The 12,960-nt window shown below is 35.1% G+C and carries 12 protein-coding genes, 3 tRNA genes and 1 other RNA gene; 8 read left to right on the plus strand and 8 right to left on the minus strand.

Features of this window, described 5'->3' with window-relative positions; genetic code table 11:
* Nucleotides 1-46: 46 nt before the first annotated feature.
* From SP041_RS13135 to SP041_RS13145, 3 genes are all read right to left on the minus strand, one after another.
* Nucleotides 47-123: transfer RNA gene (locus tag SP041_RS13135), tRNA-Met, on the minus strand.
* A gap of 59 nt (nt 124-182) precedes the next feature.
* Nucleotides 183-259 (minus strand) — tRNA-Met (locus SP041_RS13140).
* A gap of 50 nt (nt 260-309) precedes the next feature.
* Nucleotides 310-386 (minus strand) — tRNA-Met (locus SP041_RS13145).
* Nucleotides 387-728: 342 nt separating this feature from the next.
* Here SP041_RS13145 and SP041_RS13150 point away from each other — a divergent pair.
* The 3 genes from SP041_RS13150 (at nt 729) to SP041_RS13160 (ending at nt 3,789) form a co-directional block, all read left to right on the plus strand.
* Nucleotides 729-1,076, plus strand: coding sequence for a hypothetical protein (locus SP041_RS13150; RefSeq protein WP_025565729.1), 348 nt, complete (start codon nt 729-731; stop codon nt 1,074-1,076).
* A 315-nt stretch (nt 1,077-1,391) separates the two neighbouring features.
* Nucleotides 1,392-2,288: a glucosaminidase domain-containing protein gene (locus SP041_RS13155; protein WP_025565728.1), complete on the plus strand. Its 897-nt coding sequence runs from the start codon at nt 1,392-1,394 to the stop codon at nt 2,286-2,288.
* 262 nt (nt 2,289-2,550) lie between these two features.
* Nucleotides 2,551-3,789 (plus strand): outer membrane protein transport protein, encoded by a 1,239-nt coding sequence (locus tag SP041_RS13160; RefSeq protein WP_240791470.1) that lies wholly within the window; start codon nt 2,551-2,553, stop codon nt 3,787-3,789.
* A 117-nt stretch (nt 3,790-3,906) separates the two neighbouring features.
* Here SP041_RS13160 and SP041_RS13165 read toward each other — a convergent pair whose 3' ends face one another.
* Nucleotides 3,907-4,206: an RnfH family protein gene (locus SP041_RS13165; RefSeq protein ID WP_025565725.1), complete on the minus strand. Its 300-nt coding sequence runs from the start codon at nt 4,204-4,206 to the stop codon at nt 3,907-3,909.
* An 80-nt stretch (nt 4,207-4,286) separates the two neighbouring features.
* The gene (locus SP041_RS13170; RefSeq protein WP_025565724.1) at nt 4,287-4,724 is read right to left on the minus strand and encodes a type II toxin-antitoxin system RatA family toxin; all 438 of its coding nucleotides are present in this window, start codon (nt 4,722-4,724) and stop codon (nt 4,287-4,289) included.
* 402 nt (nt 4,725-5,126) lie between these two features.
* On the opposite strand from SP041_RS13170, the gene smpB reads away from it, so the two are divergent.
* From smpB to SP041_RS13190, 4 genes are all read left to right on the plus strand, one after another.
* Nucleotides 5,127-5,612: an SsrA-binding protein SmpB gene (gene smpB / locus SP041_RS13175; protein WP_025565722.1), complete on the plus strand. Its 486-nt coding sequence runs from the start codon at nt 5,127-5,129 to the stop codon at nt 5,610-5,612.
* Nucleotides 5,613-5,707: 95 nt separating this feature from the next.
* Nucleotides 5,708-6,061, plus strand: a transfer-messenger RNA (tmRNA) gene (gene ssrA / locus SP041_RS13180).
* A gap of 440 nt (nt 6,062-6,501) precedes the next feature.
* A complete protein-coding gene (locus SP041_RS13185) occupies nt 6,502-7,611 on the plus strand; it encodes an AAA family ATPase (protein WP_025565721.1) in 1,110 nt (369 codons plus the stop codon).
* Entirely contained in the window at nt 7,612-8,343 is a 732-nt protein-coding gene (locus SP041_RS13190; protein WP_025565719.1) for a hypothetical protein, read from the plus strand.
* 63 nt (nt 8,344-8,406) lie between these two features.
* Here the strand turns inward: SP041_RS13190 and SP041_RS13195 are convergent, their stop codons facing one another.
* Entirely contained in the window at nt 8,407-9,339 is a 933-nt protein-coding gene (locus SP041_RS13195) for a hypothetical protein (protein ID WP_025565718.1), read from the minus strand.
* A 281-nt stretch (nt 9,340-9,620) separates the two neighbouring features.
* Complete coding sequence (locus SP041_RS13200) at nt 9,621-10,511, minus strand: pseudouridine synthase (RefSeq protein WP_025565716.1); 891 nt, start codon at nt 10,509-10,511, stop codon at nt 9,621-9,623.
* A gap of 219 nt (nt 10,512-10,730) precedes the next feature.
* Between SP041_RS13200 and SP041_RS13205 the strand changes: the two genes are divergently transcribed.
* Nucleotides 10,731-11,408, plus strand: coding sequence for a pseudouridine synthase (locus SP041_RS13205; RefSeq protein ID WP_025565715.1), 678 nt, complete (start codon nt 10,731-10,733; stop codon nt 11,406-11,408).
* 371 nt (nt 11,409-11,779) lie between these two features.
* Here the strand turns inward: SP041_RS13205 and folE2 are convergent, their stop codons facing one another.
* Entirely contained in the window at nt 11,780-12,700 is a 921-nt protein-coding gene (gene folE2, locus SP041_RS13210; RefSeq protein ID WP_025565849.1) for a GTP cyclohydrolase FolE2, read from the minus strand.
* Nucleotides 12,701-12,960: the final 260 nt, after the last annotated feature.

The raw sequence follows: 12,960 nt of genomic DNA on the forward strand, positions 1-12,960 counted from the left end.
CGTCCGGAATTGATATTTCTTTTTCTAAATCTGTAACTGTCAAAATTGGTTGCGAGAGCAGGATTTGAACCTACGACCTTCGGGTTATGAGCCCGACGAGCTACCAGACTGCTCCATCTCGCGTCCGATATATTTGTAACTTTTTTACTACTAAATTTTCTTTTCTAAACTGAATTAGAAGTTGGTTGCGAGAGCAGGATTTGAACCTACGACCTTCGGGTTATGAGCCCGACGAGCTACCAGACTGCTCCATCTCGCGTCCGGATTTAGTAAACACTTAAACGACAACTTTTTCTTCTTAAGAAGAATTGGTTGCGAGAGCAGGATTTGAACCTACGACCTTCGGGTTATGAGCCCGACGAGCTACCAGACTGCTCCATCTCGCGTCCGTTTAAGTGCGGCGAATGATATAGGGATCACATTATATTGCAAGCGTTATTTGGTGTATCTAAGCAAATGAGATACTAGTTGCTTAAAGAACAAGCGAATTGTCTTAATCGGTCATAATTAAAGGTATATCTATACAATAAGTGAAAATAATGATGTTGTTTGAATGATCAACCTTTAATGGTGAAAGTAGGGTGGATAATTGTATGAATCTTATTCATCATACAATTACCATCACACTATATAACTAATGATGAAGCATTTAGTATATAACACGGTATTATTACGTTTTTAATCATTTAGCTTTTAGCTAACTTAAACTTTATAGAAAAAGGGTAAACATGGATATAAAAGGTTCTAAGCCTGGTAATTCAGTTCTCGAAGAATTAACGGGATTTAAACCCAAAGCATTCATCATTATTATTGTTGTCGCATATATGTCGCTACTAACTATTCCTGCAGCTATTAATTCAGTAGGTTTACCAGCAATGCCGATCGTAATTGGTGTGATGTTGATTCAATATGGTCTTTTATATTTTGTAGGTAAAATACACGGCACTAGTATTTTGAAAACCATGACAGGCAATGGGTTTATTGGTTGGCTAATGTGGTTAGCACTTGTTTGTATGTTAATGCTACCGATTATTCATTTGTCAACGATGTTTGGATTAATAAATATTGGTGCTTAATAGCCATAAAGCATCCAAATCAATCTTGTATAAATCAGCATAAAGAAGGTAATAACAATAATAACTGCTTGTTACCTTTACTTTTTCATTTCATGAATGCCATTTAAGATTTCACTTCTACATTTTTTTTATAATTAGTTTACTAACTACGAGTCCTCTTTGTTGCTTATAATAGAGGTATCGTAATGTTATTTGTTTATTGTAAATAATATATCGCATTATTCACCTATCAGCTTTATCTGCATGTAACTTAGATTTACTTGTTACCCCCCATATTTAAAAATAGGTTTAACTAACTATTTTCTGGAATTTTTTATGAAAAAAAACATTATTTTTACATTAATCACTGTGTTGTTTTTGTCTGCTTGTACCGAAAGTCTTTCGACCTCTGAAAAGCTAATGGCTAATCCAACTGAAATAAAAATCACCTCATTAGATGATCTCAATGCAGTATTCAAAAAACTACATTACACCCCTGAAGATTGGGATAATGGCATCAAAGAAGTTCCTCGCTTAACGTTTGAAAGCGTTAGTCCAAAATGGCAAGATATCTCTAAGAACATGCCCGTTGAAAACAAAAAAAGCATTTTCTTACGATTAATATTACCGTTAATTTTAGTGTCAAATGAAAATATTTTGCGTGAACGAGAAATTGTTAAAAACGCCAAATTAACCTCACCTGAGTTACTTTCTATTGCGCTTAAATATGAAGTTATTAAAGATGAAACAACGGCTTTAACCAATGCAGACAAACAAATATTATTGAAGCGCGTTAATATTATTCCACCTTCGTTAGCATTAGCACAAGCAGCAGAAGAAAGCGCATGGGGAACATCTCGATTTGCCTTGGAAGGCAATGCATTTTTTGGACAATGGGATTTTAGCGGTAATGGTATTAAGCCAAAACAACAACGAACAGAGTTAGGTAATTACGGTATCGCCCGCTTTGATAGTCCTTTAGGTTCAGTTGAGGGTTATATGTTAAATATTAATACCACATCGGCCTATAAATCATTGCGCAATCTACGCGCTAAACAAGTGATTGCTAATAAAGATTTCTCAGGTTTATTATTAGCAGGCACGTTGATCAAATATTCAGAACGTGGCCAAGCTTATATCGATGGATTACGCAGTTTAATTCGTTATAACAAACTAAGCGTGACTGACAACACTTTTTTATCAGACAATAATTTAGTACATCTCGTTTACTAATTATTCGTACGCTCTTTACTCTATAGTATTAATTCTTATCAATTTTACTATTAAATTTAATACTATAGAGACCCATTAAAATTGTGAAATACATAACCAACTTAGCTATTTTCGATAAAATAAGAGAAAGCATTTGCACCGGATCACGATTTCAGAGCATAACTAAATCTAAATATTTTTTCTGAATTATGCTCTTCTTATTTAATATTAAGTGATGTTGTAACACTTCGGACTCACTACACCAAATACCAAGGATGATAATATGCGCACTCGGATGCAAGGACTTCATTTATTCAAAAAATCACTACTCGTTAGTGCTCTTTCTCTTTCTGCTATGCAAGTTAATGCCGCGGGCTTCCAATTAAACTCACAATCTGCAACAGGATTGGGGCGTGCTTTTGCGGGTGATGCTGTTATTGCTGATAATGCGTCTGTTATGGCTCGTAATGCAGCAGCAATGGCATTGTTTGATAAAACATCTTTATCTTTAGGAGTTAACTTTTTAAAAACTGATATATCTGTATCAGATAGCATTTATACTGGTCCTACAGCACCGAATGGTACGAGTGCAAATTATGATGATGCTGGTGGTGTGTCAGTTTCGCCTAATCTTCACGTCATTTTTCCAATTAATGACGCATTTGCTGTTGGGGTTAATTTGTATTCTAACTTTGGCACTCGAACTGATTTTGATGATTCATTTTCTGGCTCAGAATTTGGTGGCTTGACCGATGTTAAAAGTTTGAATCTTGGATTAGCAGCCTCGTATCGTATTAATCAACAATGGAGCCTAGGTGGTGGAGTCGATATTATTTACGGAACAGGTGAATTAAAAAGAACGTTGGATATTGGAGTTGCTGATTTTACTGCCTTAGATGCTGATGTGGATGGCTTTGCTGTAGGTTTTAATTTAGGGGCGGTATTTGAATTAAATGAAAATAACCGCTTTGGCTTATCTTATCATTACAGCCCAGAGTTAGAAGTAAAGGGAGATGTTACTCATAATAACGTAACGACTAAAAATGATTCACTATTTTTAGGCTTACCAGATATGGCTGAATTTTCTGGGTATCATCGTATTACAGACACTCAATATGCAATTCACTATAGTGTTCAATGGATTGGGTGGTCTTCATTCGATACATTAGAGTCCAAAACGACTGGCACAGTGAATACTTACGAATGGAAAGACGCAATGCATTTTTCCATTGGTGGTACTTATTACTTAAATGAAACATGGACTTTACGTACAGGTTACATGTACGACATAAGTGCTCAAGATGAAGTGACTTCAATTTCTGTACCTGATTCTGATCGCCAATGGATTTCTGCTGGTTTTACTTATAACTTGTCGGAAGACTCTAATATAGATGTAGGGGTGACTTATCTATTAGGGGATGATGTTTCTGTAGAAGAGCAAGTCGATGGCGTTTCTGAAATCACTGGGACAACACATGCTAATGCGCTTTTAGCAGCAGTACAATTCAGTCATCAATTTTAGGCGTTGTTACTTTACTATTAATAACGTTTATTAAATCAACAAAAAAGCGCCGAAAGGCGCTTTTTTGTTAGTAATAGAAATACAAACTATTACTAATAAGTGAGTTACAGTAATCAGTTAATTGTTTTTAGCTTGTTTTGCTTTTTCAGCCCGTAACTTACGCATCTCTTTTGGATCTGCTGTTAATGGGCGATAAATTTCAATACGATCACCTTGTTTAACTGTATTTTCTAACTTATCTGGTTTACTAAAAATACCAACAACCGCTTCACTTGGGACAATCTCTGGAAAGTGTTTAACAATACCCGATAGCTTGATGCAATTTTCAATAGTCGTGCCACTAGGTACTTTTAATGACAATAAGACTTGTTTATGAGGAAGGCCATAAACGACTTCTATATCAATTAACTGATTCATCTCTTCACCTTTTCATACTATTAATTTTAACATTTAGCTTTAATATTTTATTTAAATACTCAGCTTTAGCTTAGCTAAAATTAACGGATGCCGTAAACTGTTTTAGCCCTATTAGAAAAAGATTTCACCATTGAACCAACTAGTTCGTGAAAAATACGACCAAAAGCTAATTCAATAATTGAACTGCTAAATTCAAACTCTAAATCTAAACTCACTTTACACGCTTGTTCATCTAATTCAGTGAAAGTCCAACCGCCTGTTAAATGCTTAAAAGGGCCTTCAACCAAATTCATTGCAATCGATTGTCCTGAAATAAGCGTATTTTCAGTGACAAACGTTTGGCTAATCCCTGCTTTAGACACTTTAATAGACGCTTTCATTAAATTAGCTTGATCGACTAATACAGACGTTTCACTGCAACCAGGTAAAAACTCAGGATAAGCATCCACATCATTCACTAGTTGATACATTTCTTGTGCGCTATACATCAACAGTGCGCTACGTGATACTTGAGCCATGTCTTACCTCGTTTGAAAAGGGGTATCTTACACGATGCGATGCGCGAACTGAAAAAAAATAGCAAAAAAATGCTGATAAATGAGTGACTTTTCAACAAATAAAATAATCATTCAAAAACAAATGTTAGTGACATTTCAGTCATTAGCATGTTTTACTCTGTCACTAGCTTGTCGATTAAAATCAAGATCATAAGGTGATGATAATAGTTGATCATTACTCAGTATTGTATTACAAAGTTGATTCTCAGCGAGCGACTCATAGAGCAAATTCTGAAGTAAACATCTTAGTGATTAGAAAGTTATAATTTAACCCATTATATTTCCAACTTTCTATCTAGAACCTGTTCATTTCAATGCTTGCTGAACTTTCCACCTTGAATGATAAAGGGTATAATGCAGGTTATGGCTAAAAAAAACTCAAAACCAAAAAATAACGACAATACGATTGCACGTAACAAACGTGCTTCTCATGAATACCACTTAGAGGAACGCTTTGAAGCGGGAATTGAGTTACAAGGTTGGGAAGTAAAATCTTTACGCGCAGGTAAAGCAAATATTGCAGATAGTTATATCTTCTTAAAAAATGGAGAGGCTTTCTTACTTAATGCAACATTTCCACCATTGCTCGCCGCATCATCGCACGTAGTTTGTGATCCTTTACGTTATCGTAAATTATTACTTAAACGCCGTGAGCTTGATAACTTAGTCGGTAAAGTAGAACGTCAGGGTTACTCCATTATTCCTATTTCACTCTATTGGAAACATGCGTGGGTAAAAATCTCGTTTGCTTTAGCAAAAGGTAAACAAGATCACGACAAACGTAGTGATGTTAAAGATCGTGAATGGCAAGTTCAAAAAGAACGTATGATGAAGCATAGCGTTCGATAAACAAGCAGTTAGCAAACAACATGCAAGATAATACTATCTTGCATCACTTAGCTTTGTTAGACTTAACTTGTTGGTGATTTATCACTAACCACTGTGGGGATGATTTAGGACTCGACGAGATTCTTGAAACCCAAGGTGCATGCCGAGGTGGCGGTTGGCCTCGTAAAAAGCCGCCAACGTTATAGTTGCAAACGACTCTAACTACTCTCTAGCAGCTTAGGCTAGCTAGCCTTCCACCCGCGCTTTTCCAATGGGTAGGGATTCGGAAGGTCATTTACATCGGATAGCGAGGGAACCTTGTTCGAGGGTGAACCGCGAAATAGTATCGGACTCGCTTTTTAATATCCTGTCAGTTGGAGATTAACGAGTTAACCAAATAACTGACTAAGCATGTAGTACCGAGGATGTAGGTTTTTCGGACGGGGGTTCGACTCCCCCCATCTCCACCACCTACTAGATTCTAAAATATTAAGAATCGACTAAAGCCCGTAACGTCAATCACCAATTGATGTTACGGGCTTTTTTTATGCCTATAAACATCATCCCATCTATATTTTTAAGTAGTACATTTGGTAGTACAGTTTTATGTCAGTACAAGTTGTACGACTAAATGGCAAAAAACCACTAACAAATACAAAATTTAAACAAGAGAATTCTAGATAATTATTTTATAGGTTGGCTGATTACGATGGTTTGTAACTGCGATTCATATTCGAGCTCTACTCATATTAAAGGTTATTTAATTAGGTTATATAGGTCTTTGCACTTATAGTTTTCACTTATTAATAGAACTTTTAAGTTTTATTTTTTGCCGTATTTTTTTTACGGATGAATATGTGTATGTTAATATTCATTCATATTAACCAATGCGAAATCAGAGTTATCTATTATGTTATCAAAATTTTCAGTTAAAAATTTCAGGAATTTTACGAATTGGTTCGAATTTAATTTTATTACAGATAAGAACTATGAATTTAATTCAGAAGTAATATCAAATAAAAATGTTATTAAGCATTCAATGGTATATGGCCAAAATGGCTGTGGAAAATCTAATTTAGGATTAGCAATTCTTGATCTTACTTGCCACATAAGTGACAGTTTGATAATGCCTTCTTTAAAAACTAACTATATTAATGCTCGCACAGCACAAAAGGGAGTTGCTGAATTTCAGTATGAATTTATATTTGAAAACTCCGTTGTAATTTATTCTTACGGAAAGTCAACTTGCTTTAATACTGTTTACGAATTCTTAAAAATTGACGGAAAAGAATGTGTTTCTTTTGATAGACGAAAATCTGGATTAGCAACATTTGAACTAGCTGGAGCACAGTCTCTAAAAAATGACCTTACTAAATCTGAAATTTCAGCTGTAAAATATTTAAGCTCAAATGCAGTTTTGGATGACAATCACGAAAATAATGTATTTAATAAATTTATTGCTTTCGTTAAGGGAATGGTTTTTTTTAGAACATTGACTAAAGGGGCTGAAGTTAGCGGACATAGCCCAGATTCTAAAAGGTTATCTCATGCAATTATTGAGTCTAATAAAGTAAAAGACTTTGAAAAATTCTTAAATGATGCAGGAATAGAATGCAATCTAACTACTACTGGTGATATTGGGGATCAACGAATAGCATTTGATTTTGATGATGGTAACACTCTGGAATTTTCGCTTGTAGCCTCAACAGGTACCATGTCTTTAGGAGTGTTTTATTACTGGTGGTTAAAACTAGAGTCTGGAATTCTCTCCTTCGCATATATTGATGAATTTGATGCATATTATCACTACGCATTGTCTAAATTAATAGTTAATAAAATTTCTGAAATTGAGTGTCAAACAGTTTTAACTACTCATAATACTGGACTTATGAGTAATGACTTACTAAGGCCTGATTGCTATTCATTATTAGCAGATAAACAATATCGGTTTGACCAACTAGTAAACAAAGATTTACGAAAGGCACATAATTTAGAAAAAATATTTAAAGGGTTGAAATAAGTGCTTAGAAGTACAATTTTATGTTTATTTGAAGGTGAGAGACGAGAACACGAATATTTTTATTCATTACAAAGTAAATTCTTCAATGAAGAACAAGTCGATATAGTAAAGTGTTCGTATGGTAATGATATATTTGAGCTTTTTGAAGAGTTAGAAAAAGATGATGATCTAAATCTTTTTGATTTAGTAAAAGAATCTGTTCTCACTCCAAATAATAAAGTATTACTCGATAAACTTACATTCGAAGATGTGAATCAAATTTATTTGTTCTTTGATATGGAGTGTCAAGACGACAAGTATGATGCATCTACATTGACTAAAATGCTAGAAATATTTAATCTTGAAGATGATAAAGGAAAATTATTTCTTAGTTACCCCATGGTTGAAGCTTTAAGAGATGTTCCATCTTTAGAAGACTATAAAAATTTAAAAGTCGATGTAGAGAATTGTCGAGGTAAGAAGTATAAGAAATTATCGGCAGATAGAGGAATGAATTATCTTCACCAAATCAAAAAGTTAACTTTAGAAAATTGGAAGGAATTAATAAAAGCCAATGTTGAAAAAACAAACTATTTTATTGAAGGTAGATCTCATTTTGAAACTTGCTATGATCAAAATGAAATATTAGATGCCCAAATAAAAAGTATAGACACTGATAATCATATTTACGTATTGAGCGCCTACCCTCTTTTTGCATTTTATCATTTTCCCAAGGGCGATCTTAATTTATAACTTATACTCGTTTAAATCACTTGTTTTTTTAACTAATTCTTTACTGATTTAATGCTGCTATATCTAAACTAAAAACGTTGAATAGAAAGGCAACATAACAAGAAATACCAATGAGCTCATTACCCAACATGAATTGGCTAAGCCTTGGTCTAATTTGTAGATAGAAGCGGGTAAAATAACAATAAAGGCGATTGGCATGGTTGCTATGAGCACAGCGATTTGTAAAATTAAACCATCATAAGCGTCTGCTTGCCCTGTTAATACCACTAAAAAATAGGCGATAACAGGTAAGAGCATCTGTTTAGAGAGTGATAATGCCAACGCAATTTTCCAGTGTTGTAAGATGGCATTGAATCGAAACACTAAACCAACCGTTATCATCATAGAAAATGTGCCTAACGGTATTAAAACCGATGTAACATCTTTAAACCAATCTGGACGAACCACTTCTGTGACGTTTAGCATTGCACCTAAGGTTAAGGCTGCAAACATGGCTTGTAAGGTAGGGTCTTTCCAAAGTGCTCGTTTCTTTATGTTTTTTAATGTTGAAAAGCGTTCTGCATAAGGAAATAGAAAGCCAAAATAAATAAACTCTTCTAATAATTTAAATAATGGTACCAGTGCAAAGGCTGATTCTCCAAGGTAGACAAACACGACTAACGAACCTATGGCACCTATATTGGTAAAGGCGCCTGCGGGTGCAACGACAGCGCGTTGTATGCCCGGTAGCCGAAAGGATTTTGATACTAGCCAACCAATTGAAAACCCTGCTAATAATATCGCTGAACCAATAATAGGGAGCCAGATTAAGCGCCAGCTTTGGAGTTCTAATTGCCATATTGCGAGCATCACGGATAACGGGATAGTAAAGCGCATTGCTAGGAAGGTGGTGAACAGCTTGATTTTATCTAAATTGGTTGACGCTTTACGATATAAGATTTGACCCGTTAAGAAACCTAGAAGGATAACGAGGAATATAAATATGATTGTCGACATCGTTGATCCTAGTTGTGAATAATCGGTTTATTTAAGCGATAGCTTAGTAAGTCTAAGGTAATAAATTAGCGCAAGTTAGTAGTGTAAGTTAACCGTGTCAGTCACGTATAAGTTAATAGTGCAGAAGTATATGAAAGCAAAAGGTTAAAGTATAGGGAAGTACTCTCTATTTAACCTTAGTTGATAGGTTTAATTCAAGTTTGTGATGATGGATGATAAATTAATGATGAGTGTTAATTATTTATACACTTCCCCATTTAATGGGTTTTTTACTACATCATTTAAAGTAATGATAAATTACCATCATATTGAAAGTGCCTTGGTTGTTGGGTAATAGGGTCTATGAATTTGAGTTCTTTAGCTAATAATTGTAATGGTGCTGAATAATCATCTGCTGATAATGGCTGTAAATGAGGATAATATTTATCATTTACTATCGGGAAGCCTAATGATTGCATGTGGACTCGTAACTGATGGGTTTTACCCGTGATGGGAGTTAGTTCAAATAACGCCTGTTGAGTCGTTTGTTGTATGCATTTTATAATAGAGTGACTGTTAGCTTCTCCTTCAGTAATGCGCATTGTAAAACGTGGTTCACTGTTTTCTATACGATTGTTGACCTGCCATTCTTTATCGATTAAAGCCTGATCTTTTGTAATCTTAGCCACTGCTTGATAGGTTTTGAGTATTCTCTTATTTTCAAATAAATCATGATAAAGCGCTCGCGTCTCAGGGTTGATAGAGAACATTACTAATCCTGCGGTGACTCTGTCTAAACGGTGTAATGTTTGTAAGGTGTCTATCCCCGTTCGTTGACGTAAACGATTTTGTAAACATTCACTCACATAGATTCCACCAGGTGTGACAGCAAGAAAGTGCGGTTTATAGGCAATTAAAATATGTTGGTCTTGAAATAATATGTTTTCCGAAAAAGGAATAATCGGCTCGTTTTCAACTTCTCTGTAATAGTAAATACGTTGTTGTGCTTGAAAGGGGGATTGCATCGTTAACAGTGAGCCATCATGATAATGCACTTTGCCATCATTAATACGCTGTTGCCAAACGCTTGCTTTAACATAAGGGAATTTAATAAGCAGGTATTCAAATACTGCCGTGACGCCTGGGTTAATTATGGGTAAACTCAGTTTTGAAGGGTATTGTGATATTGCCATTTAGTAACCTAAATTATGGACTATAGCATGTGTGACGTGCTTAATTTAGTGACGAATTAACAATGGAGGGTGATGTGTATGACGACTCTTATTACTCTGCTGATCATCTTTCTTTTGATCATAGTAATGACTATGCCTACAAAGGGGCGTTTCATTCATTGAAAAATTATTGGTAAATGGTATCTTTGCCACTTGTTTAAGCAACTAACTGACATGCCGATGAATGACTTTCTGTATAACCCGCCTACTGAACCTTGGTTAGATACGATCTATAAAGATAAAGATATGATTGTGTTTAATAAACCCGCTGGGATTTTGTCTGTACCTGGGCGAGATATTGAACGGCATGATAGTATGTATAGTCGTTTATTAACATTACATCCTGATAGCCATACGGTTCACCGTTTAGATTTAGCGACGTCTGGTGTAATTATTTTTGCATTACGTAAAGATGCGGAAAGGGCATTAAAAATACAGTTTCAAGAACGTGAAACAGAGAAAGTCTATTACGCTCGTGTATTTGGCCACGTTAAAGAAGAGAAAGGCTGTATAGATTTTCCATTAATTAAAGATACAGATAATCCTCCTAAACATAAGGTCGACTTAAAGGCAGGTAAGCTTTGTAAAACATTCTATGAAGTGGTGAGTTATGGAGAGCAAAGTACACTGGTTAAGTTGATGCCGGTGACAGGGCGTACTCATCAATTGCGTTTACATATGATGGCTATCGGGCATCCTATATTAGGTGATGACTTTTATGCAGATCCCGTTGCATTAGCCTTGTCTCCTCGTTTGTTATTACACGCAAGTAAGATTTCAATTCAACACCCTTACACTAAAAAGACGGTGTGCTTTAAAACGGATGTACCTTTTATTACGCCTGTAAACGGGCAATAAACGCTTTTATTTTGAACTAAAGCATTCACTATTTTATACAATATTTAGTCATCTATTAAAAGCAGTTAAGTCATCAGGCAGTACACTGGTTTTATAGATAATAAAAAGCCCTTAGTCATTGCTGATTAAGGGCTTTTTTATTATTTTCTTCTTATACCAAAAGAATTAATAAGGTGATCATTCTTGCTGGTTAAAATCACCCCTAACTGCGTTGCGAGTTTTGAAGTGAGAACAACTATCTCCTACAACTCACGCCTTATTAGTGTTAATTTTTCCTGCGCAATCTCTGATTACTTATTTAATTCCATTGGTATTAGTATTCTGCACTATAAAAACGTATAAAGCGTTAGGGTTACTATAAGACTTAATAATTAAGCTTTATAACCGTCTTTAATGCCTTTCGTTGTTACTGATACTGCATCATGAGCATGTAAACTTTCGTAATGGTTTACACGTAACCAAAAATCAGAGAACTGTGTTTGTTGGTTTAATGCGTATTGTAATTGGCGTGCAGCATCTTCACAGAACATTAAGTTTTGACCGTTTAAACGTGCAAATTCTTGCTCATCTTCACGTTTCACTGCTGCTTGTACAGGTGTTTTTAATGTTGCTTCAATTAAGTCGATTAATGCAATAATTGGAAAGTTATCTGCAGAATCACTTAGTTTTGCTTTAACTTGTGCAACACTACGTTGGCTATGTGGTGTTGCCACAATACCTTGTGTAGAGCCTAACCAAGTAATAATGTCTTCTTTTGCAACATTTTCTTGCTGTTCATATTGCTTGCTAAATGCTTCTTGGATTAGCTGACGCGCTAACGCCGCTGAACATGGGCAAGTTGAAGAATAAGGGACATCGACTTGTAATTCAAAATCGAATTTCCCATCAATTAAACGTCCAATAATCACTACTGGATAAGCTTTCCAGCCGCGTTTTTCACTGATTAACGATTTACGACGTAAGTTATAATCGAACTCAACTTTTACAAAAGCTTCTGTACTTAAGTCAATGTGGCTTTCAATAAATCCATTTAATAATGTCGTTAATGTTTGCAGTGTTAACTCAGATTCCGTAGAAAGCTGATCTAATTGCAAATACAAACGCGACATGTGAATGCCTTTTGCTTGCGGGTCACCTAGGTTTACAAATAACTCAACCTTTGCACTGACTTGTTGAGCAGGGTAGTTATCTGTTTGTACCATCAATGGTAACTCAATATTACTCATACCTACGCGATCAAGCGTTCCTTCAGTTTGAGCTTGTGCACTATTTGCGATATCTGGCATTGCCATTAAATAAGGCTCCCTTCAACATGCTTTACATGGATAGATGATTATGAAATTGAAGACGCATTATAAACGGGTTATGAAAAATTAAAAACCATGAAATACAATGGTTTTAACTAAGTGATTGATAATTTATCCCTATGATTTATAAATTACAAAGCATAGCGGACGAATTGAGCTTAAAATGACGTGATTTAATGTTTGATCGAGATTGGATCAAGGTTAATCAGCAAAAAGTCGGTACAATGCAAAAAACACGTAAAAAG

The sequence above is a fragment of the Psychromonas sp. SP041 genome, from assembly GCF_000470315.2.
Lineage (GTDB): Bacteria > Pseudomonadota > Gammaproteobacteria > Enterobacterales > Psychromonadaceae > Psychromonas.

Coding starts and splice junctions, on each gene's coding strand:
- SP041_RS13170 (WP_025565724.1), bottom strand. CDS start 4,724: ATGGCTCAAGTATCACGTAGCGCACTGTTGATGTATAGCGCACAAGAA.
- SP041_RS13155 (WP_025565728.1), top strand. CDS start 1,392: ATGAAAAAAAACATTATTTTTACATTAATCACTGTGTTGTTTTTGTCT.
- SP041_RS13165 (WP_025565725.1), bottom strand. CDS start 4,206: ATGAATCAGTTAATTGATATAGAAGTCGTTTATGGCCTTCCTCATAAA.
- smpB (WP_025565722.1), top strand. CDS start 5,127: ATGGCTAAAAAAAACTCAAAACCAAAAAATAACGACAATACGATTGCA.
- SP041_RS13150 (WP_025565729.1), top strand. CDS start 729: ATGGATATAAAAGGTTCTAAGCCTGGTAATTCAGTTCTCGAAGAATTA.
- SP041_RS13205 (WP_025565715.1), top strand. CDS start 10,731: ATGAATGACTTTCTGTATAACCCGCCTACTGAACCTTGGTTAGATACG.
- SP041_RS13160 (WP_240791470.1), top strand. CDS start 2,551: ATGCGCACTCGGATGCAAGGACTTCATTTATTCAAAAAATCACTACTC.
- SP041_RS13200 (WP_025565716.1), bottom strand. CDS start 10,511: ATGGCAATATCACAATACCCTTCAAAACTGAGTTTACCCATAATTAAC.
- folE2 (WP_025565849.1), bottom strand. CDS start 12,700: ATGGCAATGCCAGATATCGCAAATAGTGCACAAGCTCAAACTGAAGGA.
- SP041_RS13185 (WP_025565721.1), top strand. CDS start 6,502: ATGTTATCAAAATTTTCAGTTAAAAATTTCAGGAATTTTACGAATTGG.
- SP041_RS13195 (WP_025565718.1), bottom strand. CDS start 9,339: ATGTCGACAATCATATTTATATTCCTCGTTATCCTTCTAGGTTTCTTA.